Annotated in this window: 12 protein-coding genes; 3 read left to right on the top strand and 9 right to left on the bottom strand. The window is 44.5% G+C overall.

The genetic code is table 11. From position 1 onward, the window contains the following. From HY064_14330 to HY064_14290, 9 genes are all read right to left on the bottom strand, one after another. A partial coding sequence (locus HY064_14330; protein ID MBI3511835.1) for a hypothetical protein occupies window positions 1-249 on the bottom strand: 249 nt, incomplete at its 3' end. A 403-nt stretch (window positions 250-652) separates the two neighbouring features. Continuing rightward, the gene (locus HY064_14325; protein MBI3511834.1) at window positions 653-1,120 is read right to left on the bottom strand and encodes a hypothetical protein; all 468 of its coding nucleotides are present in this window, start codon (window positions 1,118-1,120) and stop codon (window positions 653-655) included. A gap of 205 nt (window positions 1,121-1,325) precedes the next feature. Then, window positions 1,326-4,358, bottom strand: a complete 3,033-nt coding sequence (locus tag HY064_14320; protein MBI3511833.1) for an efflux RND transporter permease subunit — start codon at window positions 4,356-4,358, stop codon at window positions 1,326-1,328. Continuing rightward, complete coding sequence (locus tag HY064_14315) at window positions 4,355-5,278, bottom strand: efflux RND transporter periplasmic adaptor subunit (GenBank protein ID MBI3511832.1); 924 nt, start codon at window positions 5,276-5,278, stop codon at window positions 4,355-4,357. The genes HY064_14320 and HY064_14315 overlap by 4 nt, the downstream gene beginning before the upstream one ends. An 8-nt stretch (window positions 5,279-5,286) precedes the next feature. After that, window positions 5,287-6,285, bottom strand: coding sequence for a YncE family protein (locus HY064_14310; protein MBI3511831.1), 999 nt, complete (start codon window positions 6,283-6,285; stop codon window positions 5,287-5,289). 1 nt (window position 6,286) lies between these two features. Further along, window positions 6,287-7,525: a TolC family protein gene (locus HY064_14305; GenBank protein ID MBI3511830.1), complete on the bottom strand. Its 1,239-nt coding sequence runs from the start codon at window positions 7,523-7,525 to the stop codon at window positions 6,287-6,289. 135 nt (window positions 7,526-7,660) lie between these two features. Beyond that, a complete protein-coding gene (locus HY064_14300; protein MBI3511829.1) occupies window positions 7,661-7,927 on the bottom strand; it encodes a hypothetical protein in 267 nt (88 codons plus the stop codon). Window positions 7,928-8,074: 147 nt separating this feature from the next. Then, entirely contained in the window at window positions 8,075-8,983 is a 909-nt protein-coding gene (locus HY064_14295) for an isoaspartyl peptidase/L-asparaginase (GenBank protein ID MBI3511828.1), read from the bottom strand. After that, the gene (locus tag HY064_14290; GenBank protein MBI3511827.1) at window positions 8,980-11,295 is read right to left on the bottom strand and encodes a glycosyltransferase family 39 protein; all 2,316 of its coding nucleotides are present in this window, start codon (window positions 11,293-11,295) and stop codon (window positions 8,980-8,982) included. The genes HY064_14295 and HY064_14290 overlap by 4 nt, the downstream gene beginning before the upstream one ends. 1 nt (window position 11,296) lies before the next feature. On the opposite strand from HY064_14290, the gene HY064_14285 reads away from it, so the two are divergent. From HY064_14285 to HY064_14275, 3 genes are all read left to right on the top strand, one after another. Then, window positions 11,297-11,449 (top strand): hypothetical protein, encoded by a 153-nt coding sequence (locus tag HY064_14285; protein MBI3511826.1) that lies wholly within the window; start codon window positions 11,297-11,299, stop codon window positions 11,447-11,449. 8 nt (window positions 11,450-11,457) lie between these two features. Further along, a complete protein-coding gene (locus HY064_14280; protein ID MBI3511825.1) occupies window positions 11,458-12,531 on the top strand; it encodes an SUMF1/EgtB/PvdO family nonheme iron enzyme in 1,074 nt (357 codons plus the stop codon). Between the two features lie 92 nt (window positions 12,532-12,623). Further along, window positions 12,624-16,364 (top strand): GHKL domain-containing protein, encoded by a 3,741-nt coding sequence (locus HY064_14275; GenBank protein ID MBI3511824.1) that lies wholly within the window; start codon window positions 12,624-12,626, stop codon window positions 16,362-16,364. Window positions 16,365-16,489 lie beyond the last annotated feature (125 nt).

Genomic DNA, 16,489 nt, shown 5'->3' with positions numbered 1-16,489 from the left:
AACAAAACCGTTTCCTGCGCCTGCGAGATTGTTCACGCGTAAAGTGCCCGCGCTCGTGAGCGTCATGCGCGCGGTGTTGTTCGTGCGGAAACGAAGATCTGCTGCGTTAGTGGAACCGAAAAAGTCTGTGGAGGAAACATTATTTCCGTTGTTGCTCCAGAAGGGAAGATTCTGCGAGAGCATGGCTGTGCTGCTAATTGCGAGTGCAATTACCAATGAAATTTTGAGAAATGGGGGGGTATGCGACATGAGTTGGAGTTTTGTAACTGCAAGTTAATGCGAAATTTTATTAATGTCAATTTTAGGTAGTGGGTCAGTTTGAAAATTCTTAGCGCCTTTGCGTCTTTGCGGTTTAATAAAAGAATGGTTTAGGAACCGCCCTTCAATTCTTCAGGGCACGCTCCGGCGTGAAGTTGAATCGGAAAAGAGCAAACTGACCCACTGCCCAATTTTAGGTGCTTTAATTCGACAAAAAAAAATGGTACGATGAAATAGAATGATTTCATAATCCGGATCATAATCCTGTAGCACATTCTCACTGTAAAGACAAGTCCCTTTTCAATTTTCATCACCAAATCCAATCTTTGAATTTTGAATAGCGAAGCGTTGAATTTTTGAATCTTTTTTTATCTTCGCCCCCGTTTTGTTTCCATCAGCACACAAAACACACCTCGGAACCGGTTTGCTGATAACTCCCCTTGTAAAAAGGGACCCAAAGCCGGATTCGAACAGTAAATAAATTACCGCAGTTAAAGAAAACACACCCCTCCTTCGACAAGCTTAGGAGAGGATTTTTTTCACTCACTGCATTTTGGGTCCCGATGAAAAACAAAACGAATCTATTTTTTGATGTCGCTCCAATTGCCGCCGCCAATCTTCGGCCTTTGGGTGTAAACTGCTGTTTTTCAATAAATTTCATTGTAAAAACAGTTGCACTTGCTCCAATTGCGTCTGCACTTATCCTTATTGCAAACGTTTTTATGACGAGTGCATTGGCTTTTGCCGCAATTGCAAAGGACATTGCTCCTGCTGCAAACGCTTTTGCTTCAATTACAAAGAACATTATCGCCGGTTGCAGAGGTTTTTGTTGCGATTGCATTTGCAACAGAAACAATTTCACCTTCTTTTCTCTCCATTAAACCATCTCCATGAACCAACTCATCATTTTTCTTTTCCTGTTTTCCGGAGATGAAACAGGAAAAGAAAACAAATCAAAATTCAAAAAACAACTTTTATGACAAAACTGAAAGTAGGGCTGAGAGGATTAACTGTTCCTGAAAAATAGTGTCCCTTCCTAAAATAACTTGAAAAAAGGTAGCTTCCGATTATTTCTTTCTGTAAAAAACTTTCAGCATCGTAGGCAGTACGATCAGCAACAAAGGAAGCGCGGCAAGAAATCCGCCGATGACTGCAATGGCGAGTGGCTGGTGCAATTGCGCGCCGGTTCCTATTCCCAGTGCAAGCGGCAGCAAAGCGATAATGGCGCCGAGTGCAGTCATCAGCTTCGGGCGCAGGCGCGTGGAAATGGAATACACGATCGCATCATTCACATTACTTTCTTCGAGCGTAGTTTTGAATTGCTGGAAAGTGAAAATGGCATTTTCTCCAATGATACCGATGATCATGATGAGCCCGGTATAACTTCCTACGTTGAGTGGTGTGTTCGTGAAATAAAGCGCCATGTAACTTCCCGCAATGCCAAGAACAGAAATGCACAGGATCATGATCGCAATTTTATAATCGCGGAAAAGAAAAATGATGACGGCGAAAACCAGCAAACTCGCTGTGAAAAGAATGAGCAGAAGTTCTTTGAATGATTGCTGCTGTTCTTTATATGCTCCGCCGTAAGCCACGTGATATCCTTTCGGGAAATGAATTTTTTTGCTGATGGAATCTTTGATCGCTTTCATCGTCGATCCGAGATCGCTCTGTTCAAGACGTGCAGTGACGGCGATCATCGATTGCAGATCTTCCCTTCTTATTTCAGTAACTCCCGGTTTGATGTTGATCGTAGAAAGATCCGTGATCGGTTTTAATTTCCCATCGGGCAGAAAAATATTCTGCTTCTGAATTTCTCCGAAATTTTTGCTCTTGCTCTCGGGATAGATCATCCTGATATTTGTAAGCTGATTATTTTCCGGTATGCTTCCCACTACATTTCCTTCGAGCTGCGTTTGCATCTGGAACTGGAAATCGGACGGCGTTACTCCGAATTGCGCGAGCTTCACAAAATCGGGACGCACATCTACTTCCGGCCCGGCAATTATTATTCCGTCAAAAACATCTGCGGTACCTTTCACACTGTCCACGATATCCGCGATCTGGTCGGCATATCCATTGAGTAATTTCGGATTTGTTCCGAAAACTTTTATCTCTACCGGTTGCGCCGAACTCATCAGGTCGCCGAGCATATCGCCAATGATCTGCCCGAAATCAATCTGTAGCGCAGGTTGCGTCGATTCAATTTTTTTCCGGATGTCGCTGATCACTTCATCGGTAGTGCGCTTCCTGTCTTTTTTTAATTGAATTAAATAATCGCCGCGATTCGGCTCGGTAATAAAAAATCCCATCTCCGCTCCTGTTCTTCTTGTGTAATCCTGCACTTCCGGAACAGACATGATCAGCTTTTCACATTCGCGCAGTATTCGATCCGTTTCTTCCAGCGTAGTTCCCGGCGGCGATTTATAATCCATCACAATGGTTCCTTCGTCCATGTCAGGAAGAAATCCTGTTTCGAGCCGCGGATAAATGTACCAGATGGAAAGAAGGAGAAAGATCACAAACACAAAACTGAAATACGGACGTTTAATGAAGAACGATATCCATCCGCTGTGCCTGAGTTTTTTCTCCGGTTTTGTTTCCGATTTTTTTCCCTGGCGTAATTTATTCCCCGACAACTGCAGATAGATCACCGGCAATGCAAGCCACGTTACGAAGAAAGAACAAATGAGTGTAAGGATCATGGTATTCGTGAGCACATTGAAATAAGCCCCTGCCACTCCACCCATGAGAACGAACGGAACAAAAATTACAATCGTGCTCAGTGAAGAACCGATCATCGACGGCAATAAATATTTCATTGCTCTTCCCACGAGAACAGAACTGCGCTCATCCGGAAATTCTTCGTGCGTGCGATGGATCTGTTCCACCACCACAATCGCGTCATCAATGATCAATCCTATTGCAGCAGCGATCGCGCCAAGTGTCATAATGTTCAGCGTGTAATGCATTGCGAACAATCCCACGAGTGTGAGCGCAAGCGTGATGGGAATGGTGATGAGAATTGCCAATGAAGCTTTGAGCGAACGCAGAAAAATAATTGCAACGACTATCGCGAGCAGCAAACCGATCCACAAACAATCTTCCACGCTCTTGATCGCATTGTTTACAAAATTCGCCTGCACATAATACGGTTCGAGTTTAACTCCATGCGGAAGAATTTTATTCAGTTGCTTCACCTGTTCCTGCATCGCATCTGAAACCTGGATGAGATTTGAATTCGGTTGTTTGAAAACATTCACGAGCAATGCAGGTTGGCCATTCGCATTGATCTTCGTGTATTCCACCTGTTCTTTCACTTCCACTGTCGCAATATCTTTCACCAGCACGGCACGTTTTCCATCGTTACGCACTACTACATTTTCCAAATCCTCTTTCGAATAAATTCCTGCATCGGTAAGATTGAGATATAATCTTCTGTTGTCATACGAATATCCGTTCGAAAGAATGAAAGCTGTTTGAGAAAGTGCGCTGCTGATCATGGATGGAGTGATGCTGAGCTCACTCATTTCCTGCGTATTCAATTCGAGCCAGTATTCTTTTGTTTTTCCTCCGAGAATGCGCACCGAAGAAATTCCGCTCACCTGCGAGAGAAATGGTTTGATAATGTTGTTCGCGATCAGCTTCTGCTCGATAGGAGTTTTATTTTTCGCTTCGAGCGTGTAACCCATTACAGCGAGCAGCGAAGGATTCATTTTCTCCACTGAAATGTCGAGCCCGGCCGGCAATGAATTCCTGATCTCGGCAATGCGCGATTCCATTTGCTGCTGGCAGAGATTGAGATCGGCGCCCCAGTCGAAGTAAGCAGAAATTTCACAGGAGCCGCGGCTTGTAGAACTTTGAATCATGTGCAGGTTGTACACCTGCTTGATCGCGCTCTCGAGTGGTTTTGTAACAGTGATCATCATTTTCTCCACCGGTTCCTGCCCGTTGTCGGCGATGATCTTTATTTTCGGAAAAGTAATTTCAGGAAAAAGAGAGGTCTCGAGTTTATTGAATGAGAAAGAACCTGCGAGGAGAATGACCAGCAGTAAAAAAGAAATGGAAACTTTGTGTGTGGTATAAAAGCTTTTTTTCATTCTTTCGCTTTTATCATCACTTTCGCTGTATCCGACAAGCCATAATTTCCGCTGAGCAGGATCCGGTCGTCGGGAAAAAATGCAGGATCAATAATCTCGTACATACCATCACTCTGGATCCCGGTCTTCACATCCACGCGCACCGCTGTTGAATCGTTCGCAAGTTTCATCACCCAGAAAATAGTTTGTGTTTCATCGGAGAGTATCGCTTCTTTCGGAATGAGAATTGCATTCTGTTTGGTCGACTTCACGATCCTGACTTTTGCAATAAGATTTTCCGGAAGTTTTTTTGTAGTGAATGCGCGCACCACCATCTGTTGTGTTTGCGAAGACGGATCTACCATTGGTAATGCTCCGGTAATATTTCCTTTCAGTATTGAATCGCCTTCGAGAACAATATCGCATGCCGCGCCGATCTTCACATAAGCATTCATTTCATAAGGAACCTGCAGAATAAAAACAAGGCTGCTTCGATCAGAGATCACCGCAAGTTCATCTCCTTCCTGCACGAAATCTCCTTTCTGATGATCGACCGTAGTGATCACGCCGGCCTTCTGCGCAAGTACAGGTATTACACCGGAAAATTTCATTGCTGAATCGGCCGAAGAATTCTGCAGCGCCCATGCTTCTTTTGTTTCCAGCGAAAATATGCGCTGGTTATTTCCCACTTCACTTCCTATGTTCACGTTTATTTCATTGACATAACCTGAAATGCCCGCCTTCACCGGAATTTTTTTCTGGAACATAGTGATCGCATTCAGCTCTATCATTTCCGAAACAGGCCCGTTGGTAACGTGTGTTACCGTAACCGGAGTTATTGCTTCGGCCTGGTCATCGCCGTCATCACTGTTATCTGTTTTTCCGCAACTCCAAATGAGCAGAACAAAAAAAACAGGAAGTGAATAAAAATAATTTTTCATTTTAATTTTCATTTGAGATCGTAAATCTCCAGTTCGGCTGTTTTGCCGGGCATTGCCGGAACAGCGAGAAAAAATCTTTTCTCCGCGGGCAGGTAGAGCGATGTGCGCGCCTGGAAATGCGTGGGCACTTGTGCGACGCGTGTGAACACAGAAGAAGAATCGCTGAATGCATCAATGTATGCTTCACCGCACGAACCCAGGAGAAGATGCAAACCGGGATCATAATAAATATCGTCGGCGTCGCCGGAACAATCGATGGTAGAAATAATTTTTCCTGAATTCTCATCCATAGCAAGTATCTGCGAAGGATGGCGGCAGGCAATGAACACGCGATGAGTTGTGGTGTCGAGCGCCATTGGGAAATTATCTTTTGCATCAGCAGTTTTCCATTTAGCAACAGGAGTGGCCGGTTTGTTCAGATCGTACACTTCCGTTTCGTAAGCATCAGGAACATTGGCAAAAAGTTTTTTCTTTTTCAGATCGATCTGGAACGACTCCACATGTCCGTCGGTTTCAAGGTTCCCGCTTTTTTTCATTTTACCAAGATCGACCATTGCAATTCCTCCGTCGTAACCCACATAAATTGTGTGATCATTATCGAACCGCACATTATCTGCATCCGAACCGATCATGATCGAATCATAACAATGATAGGTTTCCGAATTGTAAAATTTAAGCCACCCTTCTTCACCGGAAGAAACAGCGATCATTTTGCGCGCCGAATCAAAAACAATTCCCTGCGGCTCCAGGATATTTTTTATGCTGTACAATGGCTTGTCGTTTTTCACATCCACAATTTCAACGGAATTATTCCCGAGTGCGCAGATGAAAACACGCTGGCCGTTCCGGTCATAAGCCATGTGGTCGATCCTTCCTTTCACACCGGGAAGCGTGATCGTGCTTTTCAGCGACATAATTTTATTGTCATTCACTCGCGCACACGCGAAGGTGATGAAGAGGAGCGCAGTCATAAGCGCTGCAACGGAGAAGAAGATTTTCTTTTTCATGTTACCAGTTCCAGTAGTTGAGTTGATTGATCAGCGAAAATTGGGTGACCTCCGCCGCGTTGAGTTGGGCTTGAATGTCAATTTGATTTTTTATGGCGAGAATATAATCGGTGATGCTTGCTTGTCCTTTGCCAAGCAATATTTTATCTGCGTCAATGAGTTGCTGTGAAGTTTTGAGAAGATCTTTCTGTTGTGCGATGAGTTCTTCTTCGCGCACGATCTGCATGCGCAACTGCAACACGCGCGTGCGCTGCTGATCATTGAAATAATTTCTGTAATTCATCCTGATATTTTCATTGATCGCAAGTTTCTGGTATTGCATATTCCGCTGGTGCCCGTCATAAAGCGGCATCACGAATGAAATTCCGAAACTGAATCCGAAATTCCTGTACATGGTGGCGGGGCGCGAAGAAAGCAAACCTGCATCGGCAAACCAATTTAAATGCGAACGATAATGCGCGTCGATGAGATCATGCTGATTAACGATGCGCATGCTGTCGATGGTGAATTGAAAAATGAACGGTGAAATTTTTCCCTGCTGCGGTTCTTCTTTCATGATCGACGGAGAAGAAAGTTCGTAGTAAGCCGTGTCGGTAATTCCGCAAAGAACATTGAGTTCGCCGAGATCAGCGCGATACTGCACATACAACTGGTTCACGGCAACCTGTTGTGTTTTTTTCTCCAGCTCGAATGCGAGATAATCTGTTTGACGATAAATTCCATTGGTGACGAGCCCTGCGAGCAGTGGTTCTTCTTCATCGAGTAATTTCAGCAAAGAAGAATTGTAAGTGTATTGCCGGTAAGTTGAATAAGCATTGATGAATTGATCGGTCACATCTTTCCGGATATCGTGCGCGCTCACCTGCGAAGAATTATTCAACGCTTCGTTTCCAATACGGATCTCTTCGTACTGCGGCGCATATATTTTTTTTGCGAACAGGGGTTGTGATACGCTCGCCACTGCTTCATAATTTCCGGTGTTGGTGACTGCACCATCATAGCCGAAATATTTATACGACGGTGCGGCCATCACCATTCCTATTGCGTCCACCTGCGGTTTGCGTGAGGCATTGATGATCGTGCTGTCGATAGTTGCCGAGCGAATTTGTCCCTGGTAATCTTTAATGAGCGGAGAATTATCAATGGCTGTGGTCACAAAAAAATCAAGCGTGCGCACTTGCGCAGGAAGTGCGAAACAGACAATAAGAGAAATAAAAACGAGGAGTGATCGTAAAAACATAAGCGGATTTTTACGCTATAAAAGTAGAATTGTATTCTGATTCAAATCTGTAGTGAACTTGGAGTGATTCTGTTGGGAAACGGGAACAAAAAAGCCGCCCGGCAGGAACGGCTTCTTAAAATGTGGGAGGATATATCAGAGATCGAGGCCGAGAAAATCTTTCCAGTCGGCGAGATTAGCCATGACCTGTAACTGGCGATAACGTTCGTGAAATGCCATGTCGTTCACCTGGGAATTGAGTTCTTCGATGCGGAAGCGGTCGTAATTATGAAGTGCTTTGCGTTCTTCTGTCGAAAGAGTTTCGCCGCTGAATTCGCGGTCGCGCAGATCGTTGATGCTGATGGTTCCGCCAATATCAGATTTGGCGAAATATTTTTTCAGAAGATCTTCCCGGAGTGTCATACGTTGTTGCATGCAAATGTAACGGTTTGCTTATAGCCAATGTTACATTGACAAAACGCTTTTATTAACATTGAAATGTGAGGAGCGTGGATTTTGTTATTTATCCCACATAAGGAGCATCCGGCACCTATTGAAAAAATAAATTCTTTAACGAAAAATTTCTGTTTTAATATTTCCTGCATCATCCATCCACCCGCGGTACATTCCCGGCGTATTGAAATCGGGAATTATTTTTCCGTTCTTGTCAATGGCAACGAGTCCGCCTTCTCCCCCGGCATTTTTCAATTGCACATGAAGCACTTCATGAACGGCTTCTTTCAGCGATAATTTTTTGTACCGGATCAACGCAGAAATTTCATGTGCAACTGCATAACGGATAAAAAATTCTCCGTGGCCGGTACAGCTCACCGCAACTTCATCGTCGGCAAAAGTTCCTGCTCCTATCACCGGTGAATCGCCGATGCGGCCCCAGCGTTTGTTCGTCATTCCTCCTGTTGAAGTGGCGGCGGCAAGATTCCCATTTTTATCTATAGCGACCGCTCCTACTGTTCCGATTTTTTTTCCCGTTGAATGATCCATCGCTGTATCGTCACTGTCTTTAATTTTCAGCCATTGTTCTTCGCGGAAAGAAGTGCGGAAATATTTTTCTTCTTCGAATATAACATTCTGGGCGCGCGCAAAATCTTCTGCACCTTTTCCGCACAGAAAAACATGCGGTGATTTTTCCATTACTAATTTTGCAAGCGATGTCGGATTTTTCACCCCGGTTATTCCCGCCACCGCTCCAGCCCGTCGGGTTTTTCCATCCATAATAGCCGCATCCATTTCACATTTTCCCTCGTGCGTGTACACCGAACCGCGCCCCGCGTTGAAGATCGGATCATCTTCCATTACATTCACTGCGGCTTCTACTGCTTCCACAGCGCTTCCGCCTGCGAGAATAATTTTTTTTCCTGCCGCAACTGCGTTTGAAATTCCTGCACGAAAAAATTTTTCCAGTTCTGTGCTGAGATCTTCCCTGAGGATAACTCCTGCTCCGCCGTGAACTGCGATCATCCGAGCGGATTTAATTTGAGTGGTGCTTTCGGTTTTGCCTTTGCTTTGATCTCTAATTTTCCGAGACTGTCGTAATATTTATTCACCACAGAATCGAGCGGCCGCGCTGCATGAACTTTGTTGAGCAGTTGTCTTGCCTGCGGATAAAATTGCTGCGTGCCCATATATCCCTGCGCGAGCGCAAATGCGGTATCGATATTCGTGGTGTCTTTCGAATAGGCCCTGAGCATTCTTCCATTGTAAGCAGAAGCGAGATAACCATTGCGTAATGCATTCGTTTTCGAATTATCAAGATTCATCGCTTTCTGAAAAGCAATTTGCGCTGTTGGAAAATCCATAGCCATGAAACTCGATCCGGCGTAATCGCCCCATGCATTCGCATCACCCGGAACTGCAGTGACTGCATATTTCATGAAACGCTCTGTACCCGCGTAATCACCTTTCTTCACATATTCTGTTGCTCTTCCTTCGAGCATCTGCTCATAATCTTTCAGCATCTGGTTCGACGGAAAATATTGCCACGCATTACCCCACGCTTCTGCCGCTTCTTCATAACGATCGCGATAATAATAAGTGAGACCGAGATTCAGAAATCCATTCACGTAGCGTTTGTGAATCGTTGTTGCTTTGGCGAGATATTTTTCTGCTGAGTCCGCATAACGATGAAGTTTCACTGTGTCTTTTCCGAAATCCTTAATCGTATCGCGGCCAATGATCGTATCTCTGCCACGAAACCACAATCCGTAATTCATCAGTTGCGCTCCTGCATTTCCATTGGTGAGAGCGGAGTTTGGATGTTTTTTTACATCGGCACCGAACAGAGAAAAATCATCTCTCCATTCCCTGTTCCTTTTTACCGTTACCATGTATGCAGGAATGCAAATAGCAAGACAAAGCGTAACGAGAATAATATTCTGCGCCGAATTTATTTTTTCAAGCCCCTTAATGATGAGCCATGCTGCTGCCATACAGAATCCGAGTGAAGAATGATAAATGAGACGTTCGCCCATAGTGGCGCCAATATCAAAAACCATATTGTTGATCATCATGAAGAATGCGAAATAAAAAATAAGCGGAAAAGCGAGCGGATGTCTTTGCTTCCATAATTTCCACGTGATCCACACTAATCCTGCATAAACTAAAATGGAAAGCCATACACCGGCATCAAGCATGTGCGAATAGGGAAAGTGGGCGTAGGAATAATCGGAAACAAGTGTGGCCGGCCAAATGAGCAGCCAGAGATAATCATCGAGGCGATTTACTTTCGATGCAAATCTCAGTTCATCACTCTTGGCATACATGTACGGATCATTAAGCACATCCTGGTTTTTCATATTCACCGGCGCACTCGCCATGCCTACTGTACTCAAACGCACCATGAAATAACCGAAGAGTACCACCCCGAAAGGAATGAGTGGTGTCATGGCCTGGCGGAAAGTACGTTTGTGAAAGATCATTACCGAAATGGGAAGCAATGCGATGAGTACAACCGCATATTCTTTCGAGAGCAGTGCAAGAAAAAAACTTGCGCCGCCGAGATACATATCTTTTCTTCGATGCCACAGATCGTATTTGAAATAATAAATAAAAGAAAGTGTGATGAACAGCAGTGAAAAAATTTCATCGCGCGATTTCACATTCGCTACCACTTCGGTATGAATGGGGTGAATGGCAAAAAGTAAAACGCTGAGAAAAGCAATGTCGGTGTTCGCACGGAAAATAAAATGGTGCAGGAAATAAAGCAGCACCACGAGCGAGAGCACGAACCACAATACCTGGAAAACATGGCGAAGCGGGGCGAGTTTGAAATTCGTATGTCTTATATCGAGCGAGACCTGATTGCGCGCGTTGATGAGATTGCCGAGACGCTGATCGTTGATGCCCTGTTTCTGATAATCCGTAATTGAATCGCGCAGCTCGGAGAACCGTTGTCCATAACATTGCCCGAACAATTGTTGCTCAATAGCAAAAGTGATCACCGACAGAGGGCGATAGCGCCCGCCGGAAAGTTGTTGCTCCACTCCCTGGCTCTGGTAATAACTCTTGTAAGCATCATTCGAAAGAATTTCCCCGATGCCGGCAAAACCTTTCTGCACGTACATATTTTCATTGAGAATAATTTCATCATCAAGCGCATAATAATTCTTATAAGTGTTCATGTAAAATACAATGGCAATAACGGAGATGATCACCGCCTGCACGCGGAAATCCCTGATAAAAAACCATCCTTTGCCTGCCAATTCCGGGAGAACAAGTGCCTTGATTTTTGTTTTACCCGCGGCTTTTTTCTTAACGATTATTTTCTTCGCCATAATGAAATACGAAGCTAATAAAGATTTGGTCATTGCCTGCCCGCCCGGGCGCAGGCAGGATCATTGGTCATCGGGACTTTTCAAGAGTACGGCATCCGGCATATTCGGCCCTGAAGAATATGTAACAAATATGTATTTCTGCGTTATACAATAAACATCTCTATGAAAACCACGCGCATTCTCCTCCCGATTTTACTCTTCGCATTATTCATCTCCGCGAAAAAAGAAAAAAAACTTCCGTACGATCTGCATTATGTGGAACAGAACATGGTTTACATTCCAATCCTGTCATTCGTCATCGGATCCGCTGATGAAGACATTCCGGTAAATCATGAAACAAAATCACAGGTGGTGTCTGTCGGATCTTTTTACATGAATAAGTTTGAAATTACCAATGGGCTTTATTGCTATTACCTGCAACAGCTTCAACTTGAAAAAACAGATACCCCCGCTTATCGCCGCGCACTTCCCGACACATTAGTATGGCGCGATCATCTTGCATACAATGAACCTTACGTTGAATATTATCTGCGTCATCCGGCTTATGCAAATTATCCATTGGTAGGAGTACGTTATGACCAGGCAGAAAAATTCTGCGAATGGCTGACAAAAACTTACAACGCATGGCCGGAGAAAAAATTTAAAAATGTAAAATTCGATCTGCCATCAAAAAACCAATGGATGGCCGCAGCGAAAGGCGGATTGGAATTATCTCCTTTCCCATGGGGCGGGCCCTACATGATGAATAAAGACGGCAAATGGATGGCGAACTTCTGCGTCATTGATCAGGGAAGTGTTTACCGGAAAACAGTTCCGGAAGAAAATGTGAATGGAAATAAAGTAGAGAATACTTATCTCGTGGGAATGCGCGGTGGCGAAACGATGGGAATTGCGGGTTCGCTCGACGATGGCGCGTACATCACCGCTCCTGTAAATTCATATTCTGCGAATGGATATGGTTTGTTCAACATGGCGGGTAACGTGGAAGAAATGGTGAATGAAAAAGGAATTACCAAAGGAGGAAGCTGGAAAGATCCGGGATATTACCTGAGAAATGAAGTGGATGAAATTTATACCGACAGCACGAATGTTTCGGCTGAATGCGTGCAGGCCATAGTGGAGCGACTACGGCCAAGAAATGCAACCCCGCCTGCTAAAGGAAAATGGGTCGTGCGTGGGCGGGCAGGGAAGGATGGACAAAAATGGCGCATAACAAAACAGAAGGATGAAATTTAAACAGCCTCTCAGAATTGAGGAATAATTTTTGCAATGACGCACACTCGTAACCACTCGCACCCGCATTGCGATTACGGTTAACTTTGTTCGTCATGCAATTTTTCCGGATCATCGGGCAATTCCTCTCCAACCGTTTCAGTAAACTGATCCTGGCCACAACCGCATTTGCTGCGGCTTACCTGCTCACACTTTCCGTTTCAGAAAATTCTTCGGAACCCACAGTAGAATCGTTCGAAAAAACACTTCATGCAAAAGAGGCCGCGATGCGAACCGAACTCGATTCACTCGTGAAACTGGCGCAGGGAAAAAGTTTTGATGATATTTTCCGGGAAAGGCCGCCGCGTTACAATTCACTTTACAACGACCGCGGATTCGTGCTTTACATTTATTTCGGCGATTCGTTGAAATTCTGGTCCGACAATTCTGTTTCGGTGGAGAATTTAATGAAAGATGTTTGTCTTGATGATCGCATCGTGAAACTGAAGAACGGATGGTTTGATACGCAGAACAGGACCGACAAGCAGGGAAGAACTTATATCGGGCTCATCCGCCTGAAGAACGAATATTCCTACGAGAATCAATACCTCGTTAATTCTTTCGAAAAAGATTTTCAGCTTCCTCCGGAATCTTCCATTGCTACCGGAACGCCGGGATCAAGCAATGCAGTGAAGGGCTCCGACGGAAAATATTTATTCTCACTCGTCTTCAAATCGCAGGGGCCGCCGGAAACTCCGCTCTGGCAACTCGGACTCAACATTGCATTCAACGTCATTGGTTTCATTCTGCTTCTTTTTTTTCTTGACCGTGAAAGTAAAGAGCTGGAAAATTCCATTGGTAAAAACGGTTCATTTCTGATCTTCGTCGCTTCGCTGGTGCTGTTGCGTTTTCTTTCCATCAGGATCCATTTTCCTTCTTCCTTCTATGATCTTGCACTCTTCGGCCCGAAAGATTACGGCGATGCAGAATCGTTCTGGAATTCCAATCTCGGTGATTTCATCATCAATGCAGTGCTTTTACTTTTCATTTGCGTGAAATTCACAAAGCATCTCCGCAAAGTTTCTTTCCCGAAAACCATGAAGCCGGTGAACAGGATCATTCTCGGTTTACTGCTGCTCTGCGTTCCTTCATTCTGCACCTGGGCCATCAATGGAATGATCATCGGGCTGGTGAAAAATTCCGACATCTCTTTTAATGTGAATGATCTTTTCGGGTTGAACAGGTACAGCTATACCGGTTTCGGTTTGATCGCGATCCTGCTCTCGGGATTTTTTATTGTCGTTGACCGTTGCGTGCGTGTATTCCAGCATCTTTTTATTTCTCCTGCTACGCGATGGAATATTTTTATTGCCGCAGCGCTCCTGCAAGCCGGCGTTCTTCATCTTTTCGGAAATGTGGATCTCATTGCCGATATGTGGCCCTACGCAGTGATCCTCATCCTGATGCTGTGGAGAAAAGATCCTGATGAAACGACTTACACTTTCTCTCTTATTGTTTTTCTCGTTTTCATTTTTGCATTCTACACAACCCACATGCTGCTCAAGGAAAGCATGCACAAAGAACACGACAGCCGTGAACTCTTTGCAGAAAAAATTGCGGCGGAACAAGATCCTATAGGCGAACATCTCTTTACTGAATTTGAAAATAAATTGGCGCACGATACTGCGCTTATTCGTTTGTCGCAACCGCCCGGTGCAGATTTCAGTTTATTCGAGAAAAGAGTGAAGCAACAATATTTTTCGGGATACTGGGACCGCTACGAAACAAAAGTTTCTTTCTTCGATACGATGTGCACGCCCATGCTCAAAGGGAACGGAGTGCTTTCCGACAACATCACGAAGTACGATGAGCTCATTGAGAAATTCGGCGTTCCCACGTTCAGCCAGAATTTTTATTACCTCAACAGTACATCCGGCCGCATCAGTTATCTGGTGAAACTTATCCTGCAGGAACCGGGGCATGAAAGTTTTCTCGGCCGCGGAACGCTCATCGTTGAGCTCGATTCAAAACTGATGTCGGAAGAAATTGGTTTCCCGGAATTATTACTCGATCGCGAGTTGGGCATCAACCAGAAACTGCAGAATTATTCTTATGCGAAATACAAGAACGGGCAACTCGTGGGCCATTCCGGAAAATTCCAATATTCGCTTGCGCAAGATCAGTTCGGGAAAGATAATGCGCTGAATAAATTTCATGAAATAGACGGGTGGTGTCATTTAGTGCATCGTCCCGATAAAGAAACGGTGGTCATTCTCAGTAAACCCGATGAAGACTGGCTGAATGTAACAACCAGTTTTTCCTACATCTTCGCCATTTTCAGTTTACTGCTCATCGCGGCACTTTCACTTCGACAGATCCTCACGGTTGGATTTACTTTTTCAAATCTCAGTTTCAAATACAGGATACAGCTTGTACTGGTGATCATCGTTTTAGTTTCTCTCGCTCTTTTCGGAGGAGGATCCATTTATTACATCAAACAACAATATCAGGCGAAGAACAGCGAGATCATCGAAGAGAAAGGGCATTCTGTGATCCTTGAAGTGGAGGAAAAACTTGCAGACACAAAACTCAGGGACAATTACCGCGACTACGCTACTTATGTTCTGAAAATTCTTTCCAATACTTTTTTCACCGACATCAACCTGTTCGATGTAAAGGGAAATCTCTACGCCACATCGCGCCCGAAAATTTACGACGAAGGATTGACGGGAAGGAAAATGAATCCTGAAGCTTATACGCAACTCAGCATCCGCAAACAATCGGAATTCATTCACGATGAGAACATCGGTAACCTCGCTTATCTCTCCGCGTATTTTCCGCTCAAAGACGGAAACGGAAATGTGCAGGCGTATATCAATCTTCCCTACTTCGCAAAACAAAGTGATCTCCAGAAAGAAATTTCTTCCTTCCTCGTTGCGCTCATTAACGTGTACGTTTTCCTTTTTGCTCTTTCTGTTCTCGCGGCAATTTTCATTTCCAATTATCTCACGCATCCACTGCGATTGATACAGGATAAAATGCGCCAGGTGAAACTCGGAAGAAAATCGGATCAGATCGAATGGAAAAATAAAGACGAGATAGGATCGCTCGTGAGCGAATACAACCGCATGATCATGGAACTCGCCACGAGCGCGGAGTTACTTGCACAGAGCGAAAGAGAAAGTGCGTGGAGAGAAATGGCGAAGCAGGTGGCGCACGAAATAAAAAATCCGCTTACGCCTATGCGCCTGAGCATACAACTGCTCGAGCGTGCGTACCGCGACAAGGCGCCCGACATCGATCAGAAAGTAGAACGGTTGACGAAAACAATGCTCGAACAGATCGATACGCTTTCTTCCATTGCAGGAGCATTTTCTGATTTTGCAAAAATGCCGAAACCGAGCAATGAAGAAATGGACCTGCGCTCATTGGTAAAAAATGCAATCGATCTTTTTCATGAAACCAGCGAGCGTACGGATTTTACTTTCAAGGACAATGGGATCAACACGGCAATAATTTTTGCTGACAAGGAACAATTGCTTCGTGTGTTCAATAATTTATTCCGCAATGCGATACAGGCCATTCCCGAAGACCGCAAAGGAAAAATAGAGGTTACACTTTCCCGGCACGGAAAAAATTTCATTGTGGCAGTGAAAGACAACGGCCATGGAATTGCAGATGAAGTGCTCGATAAAATTTTTGTTCCAAATTTCACGACCAAGACCACAGGAATGGGATTAGGACTTGCGATGGTAAAAAATATTGTGGAGAGTTGCAATGGAACCATCTGGTTTGAAACAGCGAAAGATAAAGGGACCACTTTTTCAGTGGGATTCCCGGAGTATGTTAATGAATAATGTATAATTGATAATGAGTAATAATTGGCGGGAACAAATGGAGGTTGTGCTATTACACAACTTGTGTCTACGGCAATAAAAAAGAGACCCGATTTCCCGAATCTCTTCCCTTGTGCTTTTTAATC

The organism is Bacteroidota bacterium, assembly GCA_016194975.1.
Lineage (GTDB): Bacteria > Bacteroidota > Bacteroidia > Palsa-965 > Palsa-965.
The sequence above is the reverse complement of the archived record's forward strand: the minus strand, read 5'-3'. Positions and strand labels throughout refer to the sequence as shown.

What these genes read in the sequence shown, in the direction of transcription:
- HY064_14320 (MBI3511833.1), bottom strand. Translation starts at nt 4,358, where the DNA reads ATGAAAAAAAGCTTTTATACCACACACAAAGTTTCCATTTCTTTTTTA.
- HY064_14315 (MBI3511832.1), bottom strand. Translation starts at nt 5,278, where the DNA reads ATGAAAAATTATTTTTATTCACTTCCTGTTTTTTTTGTTCTGCTCATT.
- HY064_14310 (MBI3511831.1), bottom strand. Translation starts at nt 6,285, where the DNA reads ATGAAAAAGAAAATCTTCTTCTCCGTTGCAGCGCTTATGACTGCGCTC.
- HY064_14305 (MBI3511830.1), bottom strand. Translation starts at nt 7,525, where the DNA reads ATGTTTTTACGATCACTCCTCGTTTTTATTTCTCTTATTGTCTGTTTC.
- HY064_14300 (MBI3511829.1), bottom strand. Translation starts at nt 7,927, where the DNA reads ATGACACTCCGGGAAGATCTTCTGAAAAAATATTTCGCCAAATCTGAT.
- HY064_14295 (MBI3511828.1), bottom strand. Translation starts at nt 8,983, where the DNA reads ATGATCGCAGTTCACGGCGGAGCAGGAGTTATCCTCAGGGAAGATCTC.
- HY064_14290 (MBI3511827.1), bottom strand. Translation starts at nt 11,295, where the DNA reads ATGGCGAAGAAAATAATCGTTAAGAAAAAAGCCGCGGGTAAAACAAAA.
- HY064_14285 (MBI3511826.1), top strand. Translation starts at nt 11,297, where the DNA reads ATGAAATACGAAGCTAATAAAGATTTGGTCATTGCCTGCCCGCCCGGG.
- HY064_14280 (MBI3511825.1), top strand. Translation starts at nt 11,458, where the DNA reads ATGAAAACCACGCGCATTCTCCTCCCGATTTTACTCTTCGCATTATTC.
- HY064_14275 (MBI3511824.1), top strand. Translation starts at nt 12,624, where the DNA reads ATGCAATTTTTCCGGATCATCGGGCAATTCCTCTCCAACCGTTTCAGT.